Annotated in this window: 17 protein-coding genes; 16 read left to right on the top strand and 1 reads right to left on the bottom strand. The window is 39.8% G+C overall.

Annotation, left to right across the window (positions count from 1 at the left end):
* Positions 1-67 precede the first annotated feature (67 nt).
* From cdaA to GEZ84_RS05365, 8 genes are all read left to right on the top strand, one after another.
* Positions 68-925: a diadenylate cyclase CdaA gene (gene cdaA, locus GEZ84_RS05400; protein ID WP_153223785.1), complete on the top strand. Its 858-nt coding sequence runs from the start codon at positions 68-70 to the stop codon at positions 923-925.
* Entirely contained in the window at positions 912-1,691 is a 780-nt protein-coding gene (locus GEZ84_RS05395) for a YbbR-like domain-containing protein (RefSeq protein WP_153223784.1), read from the top strand. The genes cdaA and GEZ84_RS05395 overlap by 14 nt, the downstream gene beginning before the upstream one ends.
* Before the next feature lie 24 nt (positions 1,692-1,715).
* Positions 1,716-3,068 carry a phosphoglucosamine mutase gene (glmM, locus tag GEZ84_RS05390; RefSeq protein ID WP_153223783.1) on the top strand — a complete coding sequence of 451 codons (1,353 nt, stop codon included), beginning with the start codon at positions 1,716-1,718 and terminating at the stop codon, positions 3,066-3,068.
* 73 nt (positions 3,069-3,141) lie between these two features.
* Positions 3,142-3,516, top strand: coding sequence for a DUF1149 family protein (locus tag GEZ84_RS05385; protein WP_001050080.1), 375 nt, complete (start codon positions 3,142-3,144; stop codon positions 3,514-3,516).
* Between the two features lies 1 nt (position 3,517).
* Complete coding sequence (locus GEZ84_RS05380) at positions 3,518-4,366, top strand: DegV family protein (RefSeq protein WP_153223782.1); 849 nt, start codon at positions 3,518-3,520, stop codon at positions 4,364-4,366.
* A gap of 163 nt (positions 4,367-4,529) precedes the next feature.
* Positions 4,530-5,297 (top strand): 4-hydroxy-tetrahydrodipicolinate reductase, encoded by a 768-nt coding sequence (gene dapB, locus GEZ84_RS05375; protein WP_153223781.1) that lies wholly within the window; start codon positions 4,530-4,532, stop codon positions 5,295-5,297.
* Positions 5,294-6,493, top strand: a complete 1,200-nt coding sequence (locus GEZ84_RS05370; RefSeq protein ID WP_153223780.1) for a CCA tRNA nucleotidyltransferase — start codon at positions 5,294-5,296, stop codon at positions 6,491-6,493. The genes dapB and GEZ84_RS05370 overlap by 4 nt, the downstream gene beginning before the upstream one ends.
* Positions 6,490-8,361 carry an ABC-F family ATP-binding cassette domain-containing protein gene (locus GEZ84_RS05365; protein ID WP_153223779.1) on the top strand — a complete coding sequence of 624 codons (1,872 nt, stop codon included), beginning with the start codon at positions 6,490-6,492 and terminating at the stop codon, positions 8,359-8,361. Before GEZ84_RS05370 ends, GEZ84_RS05365 begins: the two co-directional genes overlap by 4 nt.
* Before the next feature lie 38 nt (positions 8,362-8,399).
* Here the strand turns inward: GEZ84_RS05365 and mntE are convergent, their stop codons facing one another.
* Positions 8,400-9,584, bottom strand: coding sequence for a CDF family manganese efflux transporter MntE (mntE, locus tag GEZ84_RS05360; RefSeq protein ID WP_153223778.1), 1,185 nt, complete (start codon positions 9,582-9,584; stop codon positions 8,400-8,402).
* A 210-nt stretch (positions 9,585-9,794) separates the two neighbouring features.
* Here mntE and GEZ84_RS05355 point away from each other — a divergent pair, with 210 nt between their 5' ends.
* The 8 genes from GEZ84_RS05355 to yaaA all read left to right on the top strand — a co-directional run bounded on the left by GEZ84_RS05355 (position 9,795) and on the right by yaaA (position 21,381).
* A complete protein-coding gene (locus tag GEZ84_RS05355) occupies positions 9,795-10,961 on the top strand; it encodes an IS30 family transposase (protein WP_153223777.1) in 1,167 nt (388 codons plus the stop codon).
* A 337-nt stretch (positions 10,962-11,298) separates the two neighbouring features.
* Positions 11,299-12,726, top strand: coding sequence for a hypothetical protein (locus GEZ84_RS05350; protein ID WP_153223776.1), 1,428 nt, complete (start codon positions 11,299-11,301; stop codon positions 12,724-12,726).
* Positions 12,727-12,907: 181 nt separating this feature from the next.
* Positions 12,908-14,443 carry a hypothetical protein gene (locus GEZ84_RS05345; RefSeq protein ID WP_153223775.1) on the top strand — a complete coding sequence of 512 codons (1,536 nt, stop codon included), beginning with the start codon at positions 12,908-12,910 and terminating at the stop codon, positions 14,441-14,443.
* On the top strand, positions 14,430-15,401 hold the full coding sequence (locus GEZ84_RS05340; protein WP_153223774.1) for a glycosyltransferase family 2 protein: 972 nt from the start codon (positions 14,430-14,432) through the stop codon (positions 15,399-15,401). Before GEZ84_RS05345 ends, GEZ84_RS05340 begins: the two co-directional genes overlap by 14 nt.
* A 237-nt stretch (positions 15,402-15,638) precedes the next feature.
* A complete protein-coding gene (locus tag GEZ84_RS05335) occupies positions 15,639-18,335 on the top strand; it encodes a cation-translocating P-type ATPase (protein ID WP_153223773.1) in 2,697 nt (898 codons plus the stop codon).
* A 117-nt stretch (positions 18,336-18,452) separates the two neighbouring features.
* A complete protein-coding gene (locus GEZ84_RS05330; RefSeq protein ID WP_319946426.1) occupies positions 18,453-18,863 on the top strand; it encodes a peptide deformylase in 411 nt (136 codons plus the stop codon).
* An 11-nt stretch (positions 18,864-18,874) separates the two neighbouring features.
* Positions 18,875-20,470: a hypothetical protein gene (locus tag GEZ84_RS05325; protein WP_000822843.1), complete on the top strand. Its 1,596-nt coding sequence runs from the start codon at positions 18,875-18,877 to the stop codon at positions 20,468-20,470.
* A gap of 182 nt (positions 20,471-20,652) precedes the next feature.
* Positions 20,653-21,381, top strand: a complete 729-nt coding sequence (gene yaaA / locus GEZ84_RS05320) for a peroxide stress protein YaaA (protein ID WP_153223772.1) — start codon at positions 20,653-20,655, stop codon at positions 21,379-21,381.
* Positions 21,382-21,804 lie beyond the last annotated feature (423 nt).

Raw genomic sequence — 21,804 nt, 5'->3', positions numbered from 1 at the left:
AGGGAAAAAAATGTCAGAAAAATGGTATAATAGAAAGGAACATATTTGGACAGAGAGGAGACAGCAGATGAACTTTCAACAATTATCCAACCTGCAATATTGGACTAGCTTGTTTTCTAGTCCTTGGAGTATTGCCATCAATCTGTTTGATATTTTGATTGTGACCTATGTTTTGTATCGTTTTACAAAAGCGATAGCTGGCACCAAGATTATGATTTTGGTACGGGGGGTCTTGATTTTTGTATTAGCCCAGGTCGTGGCCAATATCCTTGGTTTAACAACGATTTCTTGGTTGATTAATCAGATTATCACCTATGGGGTTATTGCTGCGGTTGTTATCTTCTCTCCAGAAATTCGAACTGGTTTAGAACGTTTGGGAAGGGCGACAGATTTCTTTTCTACTACTCAAATTAGTGCAGAAGAGCAAATGATTCGTGCCTTTGTCAAGTCAGTTGAATATATGAGCCCTCGTAAGATAGGTGCCCTAGTTGCCATCCAACGAGTTCGCACCCTGCAAGAATACATTTCTACAGGGATTCCCTTGGATGCCAATATTTCGGCTGAACTCCTCATCAATATCTTTATCCCCAACACTCCCCTACATGATGGTGCTGTGATTATCAGAGAAAATCGAATTGCAGTGACTTCTGCCTATCTGCCCTTAACAGAAAGTACAGGGATTTCCAAGGAATTTGGGACCAGACACCGGGCGGCTATTGGTTTATCAGAAGTGTCCGATGCCTTGACCTTCATCGTCTCAGAGGAAACAGGTGGTATCTCTATTACTTACAATGGGGTCTTCAAGCATGACTTGACGATTGAAGAATTTGAAGCGGAGCTACGAACAATTCTTTTGCCAGCTGTTGAGGAAAAAGCCAGTTTCAAGGAACGTTTGCTAGGAGGTTGGAAATATGAGAAAAAATAGTCTATATATCATTTCATCTCTCTTTTTTGCTTGTGTCTTATTTGTCTATGCAACGTCAACCAACTTTCAAAATAGCAATACCGCAAGGCAGGTCAAATCGGAAACCTACACCAATACGATAACGAATGTTCCTATCGATATTCATTATGATAATAGTCAATACTTTATTAGTGGTTTTGCTTCAGAAGTTTCAGTTGTGCTGACAGGTGCCAATCGTGTGACTTTGGCCAGCGAAATGCAGGAAAGTACTCGTAAGTTTAAGGTCACAGCGGATTTGACGGATGCCAGTGTTGGAACGATTGAAGTTCCCTTGAACATTGAAAATCTTCCAAGTGGATTGACCGCTGTGGCAACGCCTCAAAAGATCACAGTGAAAGTTGGGAAGAAGGTTAAAAGAGATGGGATGATTGTTGTGCCACAAGTTGACCAAAACCAGATTGATCCCAAGTTACAAATTGATAGTGTAACCGTGTCAAATGAACGAGTTTCGGTCACAACTGACCAAGAAACATTAGCTAAGATTGACAAAGTTATTGCGCTTTTACCAACTAGCGAACGCATAACAGGTAATTACAGTGGTTCAGTACCTTTGCAGGCAATCGACCGCAATGGGGTTGTCTTACCAGTAGTTATCACTCCGTTTGACACAACAATGAAGGTGACTACAAAACCAGTGACACCAAGTTCAAGTACATCAAATTCAACTACAAGCAGTTCGTCGGAGACATCCTCGTCAACGAAAGCAACTAGTTCAAAAACAAATTAAAAATAGAAAAAGGATTTTATAAAAATGGGTAAATATTTTGGGACTGATGGAGTCCGTGGAGAAGCTAACGTAGAACTAACGCCAGAATTGGCCTTTAAGCTGGGACGTTTTGGAGGCTATGTTCTTAGCCAACATGAAACGGAAGCACCGAAAGTCTTTGTAGGACGTGACACACGTATTTCTGGGGAAATGCTAGAATCAGCCTTGGTGGCAGGTCTACTGTCTGTGGGAATTCACGTATACAAACTAGGCGTTTTGGCAACACCAGCAGTAGCTTACTTGGTCAAAACTGAAGGAGCAAGTGCAGGTGTCATGATTTCTGCTAGCCACAACCCAGCCCTTGATAATGGAATTAAGTTCTTTGGTGGGGATGGCTTCAAACTAGACGACGAAAAAGAAGCAGAAATTGAAGCCTTGTTAGATGCTGCAGAAGATACTCTTCCTCGTCCAAGTGCAGAAGGTTTGGGAACTTTGGTAGATTATCCAGAAGGTTTGCGTAAGTATGAAAGCTATCTGGTTTCAACTGGAACTCCCCTTGAAGGAATGAAGGTTGCCTTGGATACAGCCAATGGTGCAGCGTCTACAAGTGCCCGTCAAATCTTTGCAGATCTTGGTGCTCAATTGACGGTTATCGGGGAAACACCAGATGGTCTTAACATCAACCTTAATGTTGGTTCTACACACCCAGAAGCCCTTCAAGAAGTGGTCAAAGAAAGCGGGTCAGCTATCGGTCTGGCTTTCGACGGAGACAGTGACCGCTTGATTGCTGTTGATGAAAATGGCGACATCGTCGATGGTGACAAAATCATGTACATTATCGGGAAATACCTTTCTGAAAAAGGACAATTGGCTCAAAATACAATTGTAACAACTGTGATGTCTAACCTTGGCTTCCACAAGGCCTTGGACCGCGCAGGCATCAATAAGGCAGTCACTGCAGTTGGAGACCGTTATGTTGTTGAAGAAATGAGAAAATCAGGCTACAACCTGGGTGGTGAACAGTCTGGTCACGTCATCTTGATGGATTACAATACCACAGGTGATGGTCAATTATCTGCTGTCCAATTGACTAAAATCATGAAGGAAACAGGTAAGAGCTTGTCAGAGTTGGCAGCAGAAGTAACCATCTATCCACAAAAATTAGTCAATATCCGAGTGGAAAATGCCATGAAGGAAAAGGCTATGGAAGTAGTAGCTATCAAGGCTATCATCGAGAAGATGGAAGAAGAAATGGCGGGGAACGGACGTATCCTTGTTCGCCCAAGTGGAACAGAACCCCTCTTGCGTGTTATGGCAGAAGCGCCTACAACAGAAGAAGTGGACTACTATGTTGATACCATCGCAGATGTGGTTCGAGCTGAAATCGGGATTGACTAAATCCTAGAAAACTAGATGAAAATAAAAAATTATGGTACAATAGCTTATAATATTGTAGCCGAGGGAGAAAGACATGAATCTTAAACGTGAACAAGAATTTGTTAGTCAGTATCATTTTGATGCACGTAATTTTGAATGGGAAAATGAAAATGGAGCTCCTGAAACTAAGGTGGATGTGAACTTCCAATTGATTCAACATGACCAAGAAAATCAAGTGACTTCCTTGATTGTCATCTTGACCTTTATGATTGTATTTGATAAGTTTGTCATCAGTGGAACCATTTCACAAGTGAACCATATCGATGGCCGTATTGTTAACGAACCAAGTGAATTGAACCAAGAAGAAGTTGAAACTTTGGCTCGTCCATGTTTGAACATGCTCAACCGTTTGACTTACGAAGTAACTGAAATTGCATTAGACTTACCAGGAATCAATTTGGAGTTCTAATATGAAACTAGCTGTTATCACAGATTCTTCTGCCTATCTCAATGCAGAGACCTTGCAAAGAGAAGATTTGTATGTCTTGGATATTCCTGTCAATATTGATGGTGAGGAGTATGTCGAAGGTATCAATCTGACTGCTGAGGAATTTTACCAAAAAATGGCTCAGGCTTCTGAATTGCCTAAGACCAGTCAACCAAGCATTGCCAAGTTAGATGAGATTCTAACTTCGCTCAAAGAACAAGGCTATACCCATGCCTTAGGGCTTTTCCTATCTTCTGGAATTTCAGGCTTTTACCAAAATATCCAGTATATGGTCGATGATTATGAGGGCTTAACCATTGCCTTCCCAGACACTTTGATTACAAGTGCTCCGCTGGGTATCATGGTTGAAAGTGTCTTTAACTGGCGAGACCAAGGAGATGATTTTGCTATTATTCAAGATAAGCTAGCTATTCAAATCAGCCGTACGTCAGCCTTTATCATGGTAGATGATTTGGATCATTTGGTGAAAGGTGGACGTCTTTCAAATGGGGCTGCTATTTTGGGCAATTTGCTTAGCATTAAGCCAATCCTTTATTTCAACGATCAAGGTGTGATTGAAGTTTACGAAAAAGTTCGTACTGAAAAGAAAGCAACCAAGCGCTTAATTGAAATTATAAAGGAAACAACGGCTTCAGGTCAATACCGTGTTATTGTCATTCACGGAAATGCTCCTGAAAAGGCTGAGGAATTGCGTCAGCACTTGCTTGATTCTGGCTTGGGTTCAGATATTTCACTTGCTACATTTGGTAGTGTCATTGGAACCCACCTAGGTGCAGGAAGTATTGCTCTGGGTTATATTCCAGTGATTTAGTTGGTGCTTCTAGGCTAGTTAAGATGCCTTGTATCTTAGAAATTGAACACGGACTACCTGCCTCTTGAAAAAAGATGCCTGCCTTGCCTTTCATGGAAAGTCAGCGTCATTCCCTATTTTTCATGGGCAGATAAGGTCCTTAGTATCTTAAATAGGAGTAGAGATGAGTATTCGAGTAATTATTGCTGGTTTTAAGGGAAAGATGGGCCAGGCTGCTTGTCAGATGGTCTTGGCTGATCCAGACATGGACTTGGTAGCAGTTTTGGATCCTTTTGAGTCTGAGTCAGAATGGCAGGGTATTCCTGTTTTCAAGGATAAGGTTGATTTAGCGGGCTTTGAAGCGGATGTCTGGGTAGATTTTACAACTCCAGCTGTTGCCTATGAAAATACACGCTTTGCTCTTGAAAATGGCTTTGCTCCAGTAGTTGGAACAACAGGTTTCACGAGTGAAGAAATTGTAGAGCTAAAAGAATTTTCTCGTGCCCAAGATTTGGGTGGCTTGATTGCCCCTAACTTTGCCTTGGGTGCTGTCTTGCTTATGCAATTTGCGACGCAGGCTGCCAAATATTTCCCAAATGTGGAGATTATTGAGCTCCATCATGACAAGAAAAAGGATGCCCCGAGTGGAACAGCTATTAAAACAGCTGAATTGATGGCAGAAGTTCGAGAGTCAATCCAGCAAGGTGCGCCTGATGAGGAAGAATTGATTTCAGGTGCCCGTGGTGCTGACTTTGATGGCATGCGGATCCACTCAGTTCGTTTGCCAGGCTTGGTAGCTCATCAGGAAGTCATCTTTGGCAATCAGGGAGAAGGATTGACCCTCCGTCATGACTCCTATGATCGCAGCTCCTTCATGACAGGGGTCAATTTGGGAATTAAAGAAGTTGTCAAGCGTCATGAGCTTGTCTATGGATTAGAACACTTATTATGAGATTAACGCAAATGCCTTCTGAATTTCAGAAGGCTTTACCAGTATTAGAAAAAATTAAAGAAGCAGGTTTTGAGGCCTATTTTGTTGGGGGTTCTGTTCGAGATGCCCTCCTCAATCGTCCTATCCATGATGTGGATATTGCGACGTCTTCCTATCCAGAAGAGACCAAGCAGATTTTTCCGCGAACAGCCGATATCGGAATCGAGCATGGAACTGTCTTGGTCCTAGATGGGGATGAGGAGTATGAGGTAACCACCTTTCGGACAGAGGATGTCTATGTGGACTATCGACGACCCAGTGCGGTTTCTTTTGTGCGTTCGCTAGAAGAAGACCTCCAACGCCGTGATTTCACGGTCAACGCCTTTGCCTTGGATGAGACAGGAGAAATCATTGACTTGTTCCATGGTTTAGACGATTTGGAAAATCAAGTCTTGCGAGCAGTTGGAGTGGCTAGTGAGCGTTTCAACGAAGATGCTTTGCGGATTATGCGTGGTTTCCGTTTTCAGGCCAGTCTTGGCTTCGAACTTGAACCAGAAACCTTTAAAGCTATGAAGATCTTGACGCCCCTTTTGGAGAAAATTTCTGTAGAGCGTACCTTCGTTGAGTTTGACAAACTTTTGCTGGCTCCATTTTGGAGAAGGGGCTTGGCTTCCATGATTGAGAGTCAAGCTTATGACTATCTTCCTGATATGACTTCTAGTCAGGACAAGCTTAACAGACTGTTTGATTTGAAGACGGATTTTACTTTTGAATCCTCTGAACAAGCCTGGGCGGCTCTACTGTGGGCTTTGGAGATTGCAAATGCGCAGCCATTTTTGAAGGCTTGGAAGACCTCACGCCAGTTTACCAAGCAAGTTCAGGATTTACTGACTATTTTGGCCTTGCGTGAAAAAGGAGAATTGAGCAAGCGCGATTGTTACCGCTTTGACTTGGATTCCCTTCTACAAGCTGAAAGTCTTCGTCAGGCTCAGGGAAAACCAGTCAACCCACAAGTCATCACAGAAACCTACCAGAGCTTGACCATTCATGATAAGAAAGAAATCCAAATCAACGGTGGCATTTTAATCAAGGAATATGGTTATCAACCAGGGCCAGACTTGGGAGATATTTTAACAGAGATTGAGTATGCCATTGTCGATGGAGAATTGGAAAATGACCGTCAAGCCATTCATGCTTATCTAAGGGAGAAAAAATGAGTGATTTTATCGTTGAAAAACTAACTAAATCCGTCGGTGACAAGACTGTTTTTAAGGATATTTCCTTTATCATCCATGACCTAGACAGAATCGGTTTGATTGGTGTCAATGGAACGGGCAAGACTACCCTTTTGGATGTCCTTTCTGGTGTTTCTGGCTTTGATGGGGATGTAAGTCCTTTTTCAGCTAAAAATGATTACCAGATTGGTTACTTGACCCAGGATCCTGATTTTGATGATAACAAGACGGTCTTGGATACAGTCCTATCCAGCGACCTCAAGGAAATCCAGCTTATTCGTGAGTATGAACTCCTCATGCTCAACTATAGTGAGGACAAGCAGGCGCGTTTGGAACGTGTCATGGCAGAGATGGACTCTCTCCAAGCTTGGGAAATTGAGAGTCAGGTCAAGACGGTTCTTAGCAAGCTAGGTATTCAGGATTTATCTACTCCAGTTGGAGAATTGTCAGGTGGTCTAAGAAGACGGGTTCAGTTGGCGCAAGTTTTACTTGGCAACCACGACCTCTTGCTTCTAGACGAGCCGACCAACCATCTGGACATTGCGACTATTGAGTGGCTGACCCTCTTTTTGAAAAATTCCAAGAAAACCGTCCTTTTTATCACCCACGATCGTTATTTCTTAGACGCTTTGTCAACACGGATTTTCGAGTTGGACCGAGCAGGCTTGACCGAGTATCAGGGCAATTATCAGGACTATGTTCGCCTTAAGGCGGAACAGGACGAGCGCGATGCGGCTCTTCTCCACAAAAAGGAACAACTTTATAAGCAAGAATTGGCCTGGATGCGCAGACAACCGCAGGCACGTGCGACCAAGCAGCAGGCTCGTATCAATCGTTTCCATGATTTGAAGAAAGAAGTTTCAGGTGGTGTTGCTGAGACAGACTTGACCATGAACTTTGAAACCAGTCGGATTGGGAAAAAAGTCATCGAGTTTCAGGATGTTTCCTTCTCCTATGACAACAAGTCCATTTTGCAAGAATTTAATCTCTTGGTGCAGGCTAAAGATCGTATTGGAATCGTTGGGGACAACGGTGTTGGAAAATCAACCCTGCTCAACTTGATTGCAGGAAGTCTTGAGCCAACTGAAGGACAAGTTGTGATTGGGGAAACTGTTCGCATCGCCTATTTCTCTCAACAAATTGAGGGCTTGGATGAAAGTAAGCGAGTGATCAATTACCTGCAGGAAGTGGCAGAAGAGGTCAAGACAAGCGGTGGTTCTACGACTTCCATTGCAGAGTTGCTGGAGCAGTTCCTTTTCCCACGTTCGACGCATGGAACCTTGATTGAGAAATTGTCTGGGGGAGAGAAAAAACGTCTTTATCTCCTCAAATTGCTTTTGGAGAAACCAAATGTTCTTCTCTTGGACGAACCGACAAATGACCTGGATATTGCAACTCTTACAGTTTTGGAGAATTTCTTGCAAGGCTTTGCAGGACCTGTCTTGACAGTTAGTCACGACCACTATTTCTTGGATAAGGTAGCGACTAAGATTCTCGCTTTTGAGGATGGCAAGATTCGTTCATTCTTTGGTCATTATACCGACTACCTTGATGAAAAAGCCTTTGAAACAGAGATGGCCAATCAAGTGCAAAAAGCCGAGAAGGAAAAGGTGGTCAAGGTCCGCGAAGACAAGAAACGTATGACCTACCAAGAAAAGCAGGAGTGGGCAAGCATTGAAGGCGATATTGAGACCTTGGAAAACCGTATCGCTGCTATTGAAGAGGAAATGCAGGCAAATGGCTCTGACTTTGGCAAACTGGCTACTCTCCAAAAAGAATTGGAAGAGAAAAACGAAGCACTCCTTGAAAAATACGAGCGCTATGAGTATCTCAGTGAATTTGATAGTTAAAAGAATAGAAAAAATCCCGTCTCATGGACAGGATTTCTCTATTCTTTTTTGGTTTCTTGATGAAAGATATTTTGCCAAGTTTCGTGGCGACGCCAGATACTGGTGTGGATGATACCATCTAACTCATAGCAGATGAGTTTGGTTTTCTGACTGATGGAAGTGATTTGAATATCCTTGATAGCTGAATTCAAGTCTTTTTCAGCTTTATAGGCTTCTTTATCCATCTGCTCTCCATTTTGACGAATATAGACAAAATCATCAGCCAAGAGTTCTTCCAGTTGATTTCCTTGGTCAATCAATTGTTCACGCATAAGCAGTTTTTTATAGACATTGTCTAAAATTTCATCCTCAGGGATAGGTGCTGGCTCGATATGGACATCGGTATCAAAGACTCCAAAACGTTCCTCCAGCATAGATTCGACCTGATCCGCAATCTCGTGACTCTCAAAAACAGACAAGTCAGGATTCATCTCAAGCGTAATATCAAGGTAAATGTTGCTACCGTAGGTACGACCTCTTTGGGACTTAACCTTGCTGATTTTGGGAATTTCCATGATGGCCTTTTGATAATCCTCAAGCAGACGGTCATCAAAACCATCTGAAAGACTAAAGGAAGACTCGATAAAGATATCATAGGCAGTTTTCAAGATAAAGAAAGTGATGATGATAGCAACCAGTTTATCCACAATGGGATAATTGAAACTGCTGGCTAGGATGGCAATGGTAGTACCAAGTGAGGTGACAGCATCAGAAAGATTGTCCTTGGCGGCAGCCTTTAGTGCCTTGGAGTTGGATTTCTTACTGAGGCGAGTATTGTAGAGATAAACTAGAAACATAATCGCTGCAGAAATGATTCCTAGAGTTGCACCAAGAGGGTCAATGACCGTTTCTTCATGACTGAGAATTTTTTGAATGGTATCCCGAAGTACATCGAAACCGACATAAAACATGATGATAGAAGTGATCAAGCTAGCCAAATCTTCAATCTTCCAGTGGCCAAAACGGTGGTCACGGTCTGCAGGCTGGCGCGCCATCCGAATGCCTATCAAGAGGGCGACATTTCCAATGATATCCGACACGTTGTTAAAACCATCGGCCACCAAACTAGATGAATGAAGGAGGTGACCAGTTGCTAATTTTGCAGCAGACAAGACCAAATAGGTCGAAATACTGATAATAGCGCCACGCTCAGCTAACTTGAGATTTGAAATAGATTGCTTCATTCAACTTCCTTTCTAGTCACATAGCATTCTACCATTATACTGGTTTTTAAGGGAAAATTCAAATAACTAAGAAGTGATTAGAAATTGAAATTATAAATGGTAACTTCTCAAAGTAACATCCACTTGCCCAACCGAAGTGGAAATTAGTCTAAAACGGATTTTTATGGTGGAATTAAGTATGAGACGTTTGAGTTAGAAATGAGGTCCACTATGACAAAACATAAACACCTTACCCTTTCAGACCGTAATGATATCCAATTAGGCTTAGAGCGCGGTGAAACCTTCAAAGTTATCGGACAATCCATTCTAAAAGACCCAACCACTGTTTCCAAAGAAGTCAAACGAAACAGACAAGTCCGAGAGTCTACATGCGATAACCTTCCTTGCCCTCTACTCGATAAGGCTCCCTTTGTCTGTAATGGGTGCCCTAAAAGAAGACAAAACTGTGGCTATCAGAAAATCTTCTACCTCGCTAAACAAGCTCAAAAACAATACGAACAAACTCTTGTTGAAGCTCGTGAAGGGACTCCCCTTAATTCTCAGACTTTCTGGGACATGGACAAAGTCATTTCTGATGGGGTTAAAAAGGGACAACACATCTATCATATCCTCAAAACTCATAACCTTGATGTCAGCTCCTCAACTGTCTATCGACACATCCGAAAAGGATACCTATCTATCGCTCCGATTGATTTAGCCAGAGCCGTTAAATTCAAAGAAAGACGGAAAAGTAAACTACCCTCCATCCCTAAAGAAGCTAAAAAAGGACGTTCCTATGAGGATTTCCAAAATTATTTAGCTCTTAACCAACTGAACTACTGGATGGAAATGGACACCGTTATGGGCAGGATGGGAGGTAAAGTCCTACTCACCTTCAATCTCTCTTTCTGTAACTTTATCTTCGCTAGACTTATGGATAATAAAACTGCCCTTGAGGTTACCAAACACCTCTATAAGCTCAAGAACACTCTTCACCAAGCTGACAAAGATTTCTTCCTACTCTTTCCTGTCATCCTCACAGATAATGGTGGAGAGTTTGCCAGGGTCGATGACATCGAAATGGATGTTCGAGGAGAGAGTAAACTCTTCTTTTGTGACCCTAATCGCTCTGACCAGAAAGGGAGAATTGAGAAAAATCACACACTAATTCGCGACATTCTACCTAAAGGAACTTCTTTTGACAACTTAACTCAAGAGGACATTAATCTCATCTGTTCGCATGTCAACAGCGTCAAACGTGCTGCTTTGAATGGAAAATCAGTCTATGAACTCTTTGCCTTTACTTATGGAGAAGAGATTCATAAGCTTCTCGGTATTTCTAAAATACCTGCAGAAGATGTCTGTCAGTCTTCTACATTACTCCAACATAAAATCTAAAAACTAACCTAAAACCCCATTCAAACGTCTCACACTAACTTCCACCATAGCGGAACTTAATCTGAAACGCCTTCAGATGAGGGGATTTTGTGCGCTCTTTTTTTCGATGCCTTTCGGCTACAAAAGCGATGAAATCAAGCATTAGTAAAACCAGTGGAACTTACCCTGACACGGATTTCCACTGGTTTTTATGATTTTTATCAGACTAACTTCCACTTCTACTAGCGGTGGAACTTAGTTTGGAAATTTACCTGAAATTATAAATACTTTTGTTTTAATTAGAAAAATATGATAGACTTAATAACGGAAGAATATATTGAAAAAAAGAGGTAATAGTATGAAGAAAGAGAAAATGATTGCCTTCAGTTTCTCATTATTTTTAGGAATCATAACCTGGTTTACATTAGCGACAAGTGTTCGTAAAGGTTTACCCTTATTAGACGCAAGTATATTTGAATATTTTGGATATGCAATGAGTCATGGACAGAGAATGTATTTAGATTTATTTGATCATAAGGGACCGGTGATTTTCTTGATTAACTATTTGGGATATAGTATCGGAGCTTCTTTAGGAATTAAAATATTATACCTTGTTAGTCTGATAGTTTTTTTCTACATTGGATATTATATTTCGAGACTTTTTACAGGTATAAGAAATTCATTTGTTGTTCTTGTGATTACTTTTATAATTTTTGAATCTTTTTTTGAAGGCGGATGGGGTTTAGAAGGTTATATATTGCCTTGCTTAACTTATTCACTTTATATTTTTTTAAAATATTTTTTAGAAGATAAAATTAATAAATATGAAATAATATTAAGTGGTTTTTCTTTTGCTGTAGTCTTGTTTACTAAGGCAAATATGATAGGAATTTGGTTAATTTTTTCGTTACTAGTTACAATAAAACTTATTTATCAAAAACAATTCTCCATATTCTTAAAGTATATTGCTCTCTTTATAACTGGAAGTGCTTTATTTATTGTCCCGTTGTGTTGTTTTTTATGGTTTCAAGGATCACTAAAAGAAATGTTCTATCAGTCAGTAGTTATGAATTTTATTTATTCCAAAGGAAGTGGCTATTTGACTGTTATGGAAATGATAAAATGGTACATGAATCAAGTTAATGTTTTACAATTAAACCTTATGATAGTTATTGCTATGATTGCAGTTTGGAAACAATATGGTATAAAAATATTGTTTTACAATGGTGCTTTTATTTTCTGTTTGATGTTAGCTTTAATTTCTAAAAGAGCTTATTTGCATTACCTGATTGTCCTTATCCCTTTGTTTATTCCTTATATTAGTGTAGCTATAAATAAATTCATGAATAAAAGTTCTCTACTATGCTTTTTAATATTTACAATAGGCTTAGTTTTTATTTATTGGGGACCTATCCATGGAATAAAGGATCGAGTAACAAATCGTTCAATTGATTATTCTGTAAATGAAAAAGAAGTTGCCGACTATATACATCAACATACAAATGAGCAAGATAGAATATATAGTCACAGGCTCAATGGGATTATTTATCTTTATAGTGAGAGGTTATCTAGTACAAAATTCTTCTTTGTTCCGTCTTTAAAAGATGAGACTCCAATTATTGATTCTTTCAAAGAATCATTTAAAATGAATCTTCCTAAGTACATTGTTTTTGATTCTAAGTGGGATTATGGTAGATTGACGGACTCCTTTATAAAAGAACTTATTCAAAAAAACTATCATGAGGAAAAACAAATCGATACAATGAAAATATATCAGATAAACTAGGAGAAAAAATGAAATTTTTTAACTCAAACAGATTAATTAATATTTTAAAAATTTTTAGTAAAGATAAAAAGTGTTTTGCAGAAGCTGAAATTATAAAATAACGATTGCTTAAGTATTCATATGATTTCCCAGAGAACTTTGAAAATCATATGAATGATGTATTTTAGACTGGGAGAATTTTATGAAAATAACTAATCAATTATATAGAAATATTTTTTCAAAGAGTATTCAGTATTTATTTATAACAACCCATTTACTCATTTTCTTACTTTGTATTTTTTCGTTTAAAATAATAAATGCTTACAAGTTATATATTTCTAATTATAATGTATTCTTGTTAGGAATCGGTATAATTTCTGTACTTCTAGGTTTTAAACTTTCAAGGCATTTTAAGTACAATAGAAAGACCGTTTTGGTGCTTTCTGCATTTTTATTTTTTATTCAATTATTTTTGATTTTTCATTATTACTTTTATACCGATTGGGATGTTCAGGAGCTATTAAAGAACGCTATTGCCCTCTCTGATAAGAATTTTTCAGAATTAAATAATTTTTATTTTTCTCGATACCCCAATAATATCTTCCTAACGGTGTTTTTTTCAAAAATATTTACTTTGTTTAATGGTCTCTTAGGGCAAGATTTTGCGTACGTATTTTTACTCGTGATTCAGTCGATATTAAATATACTTTCAGGAGTTTTGATATTAAAGGTGACGCTCTTATTGACGAAAAGCGAAAAATATGCTTTTTTCTCATACTGGCTCTATCTTTTAATTCTCTGGCTATCACCTTGGGTTGTAATTCCATATTCTGATTCAATGGGACTTATTTTTCCTATTCTAATGTATTATATATATACCCATCCTAAAATGCATTACATTCTAAAATCAGTTTTACTGAGTGCTATTGGAATTATAGGTTATTCAGTGAAACCTCAAATTGCTATAATGATCATTGCAATTATTATGGTCAGTCTCTTGACTCAAAAAATAGAAATGAAGCCTCTTATCGCTGCGATAATCGCGATATTTGTTGTGAGTTTTCCTATGTTCTTTGCAATAAATCGCATAAATTCAACTGCAGGATTCGACCTTGATTATGAGTGGGAAATGACGTACCACCATTTTATAAAGATGGGTTTAAATTCGGAGACAGATGGTGGATATTTGTCAAATGACGTTGGTAGTTCAATATCGATTGAAAATAAAGAAGAGCGAATTATTTATAATAAACAGATAATTGCACAAAGAATTAAGAACTACGGAGTTACAGGTTTGATTAAACACCAAGCTAAAAAGACTCTTAATAACTATAATGATGGAACTTTTGGTTGGGGGTTAGAAGGTAGTTTTTTTGAAAAAATCTTTCCAAATGATTCTTATGTAGCAAAGATAACTAGAAGTTTTTATTATTCTTCAGGTAAACTACATCTAATTTTTCAAGGAATCGTACAAAGTATATGGTTGAGTATTTTATTTTTAGTTTTAGGGAATGTACTGATAGGCAGAGAAAAAATGACAAGAGAATTTCTAGTATTAATGACTTCGTTAATAGGAATTTTCCTGTTTGAATCTATCTTTGAATCCAGATCAAGATATTTATATACTTTTGTTCCGATATATATTATTGTAGCTTCAGTGGGATTTCAACAAATGACCCAGAATTTTAAAAAAAGAGCTCTTAAATTAAAAACAGGAGTGAAAAATGAACAGAAATAATCCAATTTTATATATAGTTATTCCATGTTATAACGAAGAGCAAGTCCTACCATATACTAATCCAATGTTTGTTGAAAAAATTGAACAATTAGTAAAGAAAGAAGAAATACATCCCCATAGTAAAATCATGTATGTAAATGATGGCAGTAAGGATCGGACTTGGGAATTGATAGAAAGTTATGCTAATTCCATTCCTTCTGTGGTTGGTGTATCACAAAGTCGTAATAGGGGGCATCAAAGTAGTGTCCTTGCAGGGATGTATGAAGCTATTCAGTTTGCTGATATTGTTATTACCATTGATGCTGATGGTCAAGATGATATCAATTGTATGGACAAAATGATTGAAGAATATAAAAGTGGTTCTGAAATTGTATACGGTGTACGTGATAATCGTGATACGGACTCTGCTTTTAAACGAATTACAGCCGAAGGTTTTTATAACGTGCTACGCTTATTTGGAGCAGAAGTTGTTTTTAATCATGCTGATTATCGCTTGGTTTCTAAAAGATTTTTGCAGGAGTTAGAGAAGTTCCAAGAAGTTAATCTATTTCTTCGTGGTTTAATGCCTTTAGTTGGTTTTAAATATTCTTACGTTTCATATAAGCGCCATGAACGAATTGCTGGTGAGAGCCATTATCCACTATCTAAAATGCTTGGTTTAGCTATGGATGGTATTACCAGTTTATCAATCAAACCGATTCGTTTGATTACAAGCCTGGGTGTTTTGACGTCACTCTTTAGTTTTCTATTGATTGTTTGGGTTTTATGGAGTAAGTTTGTTGGTACGGTTGTGGCTGGATGGGCAAGCACCTATGCAATAGTTAGTTTACTTGGTGGAGTACAATTGATTAGTTTGGGAGTAATTGGTGAGTATATTGGAAAGATTTACCTAGAAACGAAACGTCGTCCTAGATATATTATCAGTGAACGTACTTTTGATAAGGATAGAATTTTATAGAATCTTTACTCTTTGAAAACTTTTCAAAATTTGGTATAATAGTACTACTCAAGGGAGTAGCTGGCAGAAACCTGTGATAGTGTCGTCATTCCGAATTTTATACTGAAAAGTATGTTTTCCGGCCCTATCTTAAACAGCGAGACTTGTTATGATTAACAGGTCTCTTTTTGTTTGTCGTGAAAAGATACGATGGGAAAAAGAGAGCCTGTTTTGCACACAATGTCAAGGAGGAGACACATGTCAAAAGAACAAAAACGCCAAGCGTTTTATACTCAAAGTCCTGAAGAGGTCTTGAAGGCTGTGGATGCGACCGAGCAAGGTTTGTCATCAAGTGAGGCGGAAAAACGCCTTGCTGAATTTGGCCACAATGAACTCGAAGAAGGAGAGAAACGATCAATACTGGTCAAATTCATCGAGCAATTTAAGGATTTGATGATTATCATCCTAGTTGCGGCAGCAATCTTATCAGTCGTGACTTCTGGAGGGGAAGATATCGCTGATGCCATTATCATCCTAGCTGTGGTTATCATCAACGCTGCCTTTGGTGTTTACCAAGAAGGGAAAGCAGAAGAAGCGATCGAAGCCCTCAAATCCATGTCTAGTCCAGCTGCCCGCGTTCTTCGTGATGGCCACATGGCTGAGATTGACTCTAAAGAATTGGTACCTGGAGATATTGTTGCCCTTGAAGCAGGTGACGTGGTACCAGCAGACCTACGTTTATTAGAAGCCAATTCTCTTAAAATCGAAGAAGCAGCTCTTACAGGTGAGTCTGTGCCAGTCGAAAAAGACTTGACAGTTGAACTTGCTGCAGATGCTGGTATTGGTGACCGTGTCAACATGGCCTTCCAAAACTCTAACGTAACCTATGGTCGTGGTATGGGTGTTGTTGTCAATACAGGGATGTACACTGAAGTTGGTCATATCGCTGGTATGCTTCAAGATGCGGATGAGACAGATACACCACTTAAACAAAACTTGAACAACCTTTCTAAGGTCTTGACCTATGCAATCTTGGTCATTGCCCTTGTTACTTTTGTAGTTGGTGTCTTTATCCAAGGGAAAAATCCACTTGGTGAGTTGATGACCTCTGTTGCACTTGCCGTTGCAGCCATCCCAGAAGGGCTTCCTGCTATCGTAACTATCGTTCTTGCCCTTGGTACTCAAGTCTTAGCTAAACGTAACTCTATCGTTCGTAAGTTGCCAGCAGTTGAAACACTTGGTTCAACTGAAATCATCGCTTCTGATAAGACTGGTACGCTGACCATGAACAAGATGACCGTCGAAAAAGTCTTCTACGATGCAGTCCTACATGACTCAGCTGATGACATTGAACTAGGTCTTGAAATGCCCCTTCTTCGTTCAGTTGTCTTGGCTAATGATACGAAAATCGATGTGGAAGGCAATCTAATTGGTGATCCAACCGAAACAGCCTTTATCCAGTATGCCTTGGACAAGGGCTACGATGTTAAAGGATTTTTAGACAAATATCCTCGTGTAGCTGAATTGCCATTTGACTCTGACCGTAAGCTCATGTCAACGGTTCACCCATTGCCAGATGGTCGTTTCCTTGTAGCAGTCAAGGGTGCACCAGACCAACTTTTGAAACGTTGTGTTCTTCGTGATAAGGCTGGGGATATTGCTCCGATTGATGAGAAGGTTACAAACCTCATTCATACAAACAACTCTGAAATGGCTCATCAAGCCTTGCGTGTCCTTGCAGGTGCTTATAAGATTATTGACAACATTCCAGAAAACCTCACTTCTGAAGAGCTTGAAAATGATTTAATCTTCACTGGTTTGATCGGGATGATTGACCCTGAACGTCCTGAGGCGGCTGAGGCTGTTCGTGTGGCTAAGGAAGCTGGAATCCGTCCAATCATGATTACGGGTGACCATCAAGACACAGCAGAAGCTATTGCTAAACGTTTGGGAATCATTGATGCAAATGATACAGAAGGCCACGTTTTAACTGGTGCTGAACTCAATGAACTATCTGATGAAGACTTTGAAAAAGTAGTTGGTCAATACTCTGTGTACGCCCGCGTGTCTCCAGAACACAAGGTTCGTATCGTCAAGGCCTGGCAAAAACAAGGTAAAGTCGTTGCCATGACAGGTGACGGTGTCAATGATGCGCCAGCTCTGAAAACAGCTGATATCGGTATCGGTATGGGGATCACTGGTACAGAGGTTTCTAAGGGGGCTTCTGACATGATTCTTGCAGATGATAACTTTGCGACTATTATCGTTGCAGTTGAAGAGGGACGTAAGGTCTTCTCAAACATTCAAAAGACTATTCAGTACTTACTTTCTGCTAATACTGCTGAAGTATTAACAATCTTCCTATCGACCTTGTTTGGTTGGGATGTTTTGCAGCCAGTTCATCTCTTGTGGATCAACTTGGTAACGGATACCTTCCCAGCTATCGCTCTAGGTGTTGAACCTGCGGAGCCAGGTGTTATGACCCATAAACCACGTGGACGTAAGGCAAGCTTCTTCTCAGGTGGTGTTTTCAGCTCCATCATTTATCAAGGAGTACTCCAAGCAGCCCTTGTTATGAGTGTTTATGGCCTTGCCCTTGCTTACCCAGTTCATGTGGGTGACAATCATGCCATTCATGCAGATGCCTTAACTATGGCTTTTGCAACCCTTGGTTTGATTCAGCTCTTCCATGCCTACAATGTCAAGTCGGTTTACCAGTCCATCTTGACAGTTGGCCCATTCAAGTCTAAGACCTTCAACTGGTCCATTTTGGTATCCTTCATTCTTCTCATGGCAACAATCGTCGTAGAACCGCTTGAAGGAATCTTCCACGTAACTAAACTAGACTTGTCACAATGGGGAATCGTCATGACTGGAAGCTTCTCAATGATTATTATTGTCGAAATTGTTAAGTTTGCTCAACGTAAACTCGGCTTTGACAAGAATGCGATTTAAAAAGAAAAAGTCATCTTCGGATGGCTTTTTGCTACAGTTGAAGGAAAGGGCTTGCAGTTATCGGCTTTTGTGCTATAATTGCTATAATATAGTAAAAAGTAAGAGGAGTGTGAGGAAGTGGAAAAGAAAATTGTGAAGGATATTTTGTTTTTATCTCAGGTGTCTCAGTCAGCAAGTCAGGAAGACCTGTATCTTGCCAGAGATTTACAGGATACACTATTAGCAAATCGTGAGACTTGTGTTGGGCTGGCTGCCAATATGATTGGGGTACAGAAGCGCGTGATTATCTTTAATCTTGGCTTGGTTCCTTTGGTCATGTTTAACCCAGTGCTCCTGTCCTATGAAGGACTTTATGAGACAGAAGAAGGCTGTTTGTCCTTGACAGGTGTGAGACCTACTAGGCGTTATGAAACCATAAGGGTTGCTTATCGTGACAGCAAGTGGCAGGAACAGACCATGACCTTGACAGGCTTCCCAGCCCAGATTTGCCAGCATGAACTGGATCACTTGGAAGGACGAATCATTTAGGAGGAAAACAAATGAAACGGATAGTCTTTGAATTTATTTTTATCGCAACGACCTGGTATATCTTTTTACCACCCCTTAATCTAACCAGCTGGGAATTTCTCTTCTTCCTCTGTGGGCATTTATTGCTTGTGGCAATCTTATTTGGCTTTGGCAAGGGAATAAATCTGGTCAAAACAGTTCATGTGCGCCACGGAAAGGCGGAAGCTGCCTTAAATCTAGAGGGTTTCAAAATCAATCGGTTGGGGAAAATTCTTTTAGCTTCCATTGGAGGAATTCTTCTCTTAGCAGCCTTGGTTTCCTTGGTGACTTCCAGCATTTTTCAGGCTAAAAATTATGCCAATGTAGTCACGGTGACGGAAAAAGACTTTACTGAATTTCCTAAGAGTGACACCAGTAAGGTTCCTATTTTAGATAGAAGCACTGCTGAAAAAATTGGTGACCGCTACTTGGGTTCCCTGACGGATAAGGTGTCGCAGTATGTAGCGGCAGACACCTATACTCAATTGACGATTGATGGGAAACCTTATCGGGTTACGCCACTAGAATACGCTGACCCTATCAAATGGTTTAATAATCAGGCCAAGGGAATCGGCGAGTATATCAAGGTGGACATGGTAACTGGAAATGCCAACTTGGTGGACTTGAAGACTCCAATCAAGTATTCTGATTCAGAGTATTTTAACCGCGATGTCAAACGTCACCTGCGTTTTAAGTATCCTACCAAGATCTTCAAGACTCCATCTTTCGAGGTGGACGATGAGGGCAATCCTTTCTATGTAGCAACGGTTTACCAAAAGCAATTTGGACTTGCGGTTCCTCGTCCTGTTTCAGTCATTATCTTGGATGCCACAAATGGAGAAACCAAGGAATACAGCTTGGCAGATGTTCCAGAATGGGTGGACAGGGTCTATCCAGCTGAGGAAACTATTGAGCAAATCAACTACAACGGCAAGTACAAGGACGGTTTCTGGAATGCCATGATTTCCAAGAAAAACGTGACCCAGACTACCAAGGGCTATAATTATTTATCTATCGGTAATGACATCTACCTCTACACAGGTGTAACTTCTGCTAATGCGGATGAAAGTAATCTTGGTTTTATTCTTGAAAATATGCGAACAGGAGAAATCACTAAGTATAGCTTGGCTTCTGCGACAGAAGAATCAGCCCGTGAATCAGCCGAAGGTGCTGTTCAGGAGAAATCCTACAAGGCAACCTTCCCAATCCTCATCAACCTCAATGACAAACCTCTGTATATCATGGGCTTGAAGGACAATGCGGGCTTGGTCAAAGAGTACGCCCTGGTAGACGCAGTTGAGTACCAAAATGTTATCGTAGCCACGACAGTGGAAGAACTGCTCAGCAAGTACGCCAATAAAAACGACCTTGAAATTGACAATGAAACCACTGAAAGTATCAAGGGTGTAGTAGCAGACCTCAAATCAGCTGTTATCAAGGGAGACACCGTCTACTTCTTTAAAGTTGATGGCAAGATTTATAAGGTTAAGGCCTCAGTATCAGATGATCTCCCTTACCTTGAAAATGGTAAAACCTTCGAAGGTCAAGTAGGGAAAGACAACTATCTCAAGACCTTTAAAGTGCAGTAAGGGAAGAGGCTGGACAAAAACTCAATTTCAGGAAAAAATGAAGTAAATCTTTCCATCATAAAACGCATAGTATCAGGGTTCAACACCTAATATTATGCGTTTTTCTGATTTTTAAGCCTTTTCCCAGTCTCTTTTCAGATGAATTTCTTGGTAGTGGCAAAAAAATATGCTACACTATTAATATGAAAATTTTAATCCCAACAGCAAAAGAAATGAACACAGATATGCCAAGTATCGAGGCAACACCTTTAAGACCAGAAAGTCAGGCCGCGCTTGATGCCTTGGCCCTCTATTCTGCTAGTCAATTGGAGAGTTTTTATAAGGTATCAGTTGAGAAGGCAATGGAAGAATTTCAAAATATCCAAGCTTTAAAAAAACAAACTGCTCAACACTATCCAGCCTTGAAACTTTTTGATGGACTTATGTACCGTCATATCAAGCGAGACAAACTGGACGAGGCAGAACAAGCTTATCTTGAAAATCATGTCTTCATTACCTCGGCTTTGTACGGAGTCGTTCCAGCCTTGTCACCTATGGCCCCTCACCGTTTGGATTTTTTGATGAAATTAAAAGTCGCTGCTAAGACTTTGAAGAGCCATTGGAAGGCAGCCTATGATGAAGCTGTGAAGAAGGAAGAAGTAATTTTCTCCCTCTTGTCGTCCGAGTTTGAGACTGTATTTTCTAAGGAAATTAGAGAAAAAATGGTGACCTTCAAATTCATGGAGGACAAGGGTGGTCAGCTGAAGATTCATTCAACTATTTCCAAGAAAGCGCGTGGAGCTTTTCTGACAGCCCTGATTGAAAATCAAGTACAGACGGTGGAGGAAGCTCGTGGCTTAAGCTTTGCAGGATTTACCTACCGAGAAGATTTGTCACAGCCACAGAAATTGGTTTTTGTAAAGGAAGTATAAAAGAGAAAAATTCAAATTGAGAATCAACTTCTTTTTTCTAAAATGTATGAGGTTGGTTAAAAAATCTTTAAAATCAGAAAAATGCATATTATCAGATATTGGAAAAATTTGATGATATGCATTTTATTTTTCTAGAGTATTTTGGAGATTTTATACTTCAATTTTACTAGGATTGAAATAAAAAAGCTAAATTCCCAAACTAAGTTCCACCGCTAGTAGAAGTGGAAGTTAGTCTGATAAAAATCATAAAAACCAGTGGAAATCCGTGTCAGGGTAAGTTCCACTGGTTTTACTACTGCTTGATTTCATCGCTTTTGTAGCCGAAAGGTATCGAAAAAAAGAGCGCACAAAATCCCCTCATCTGAAGGCGTTTCAGATTAAGTTCCGCTATGGTGGAAGTTAGTGTGAGACGTTTGAATGGGG

Source organism: Streptococcus mitis, assembly GCF_009496155.1.
Lineage (GTDB): Bacteria > Bacillota > Bacilli > Lactobacillales > Streptococcaceae > Streptococcus > Streptococcus mitis_BQ.
Note: the sequence above shows the minus strand (reverse complement) of the source record. Positions and strands in the feature narration are given on the sequence as shown.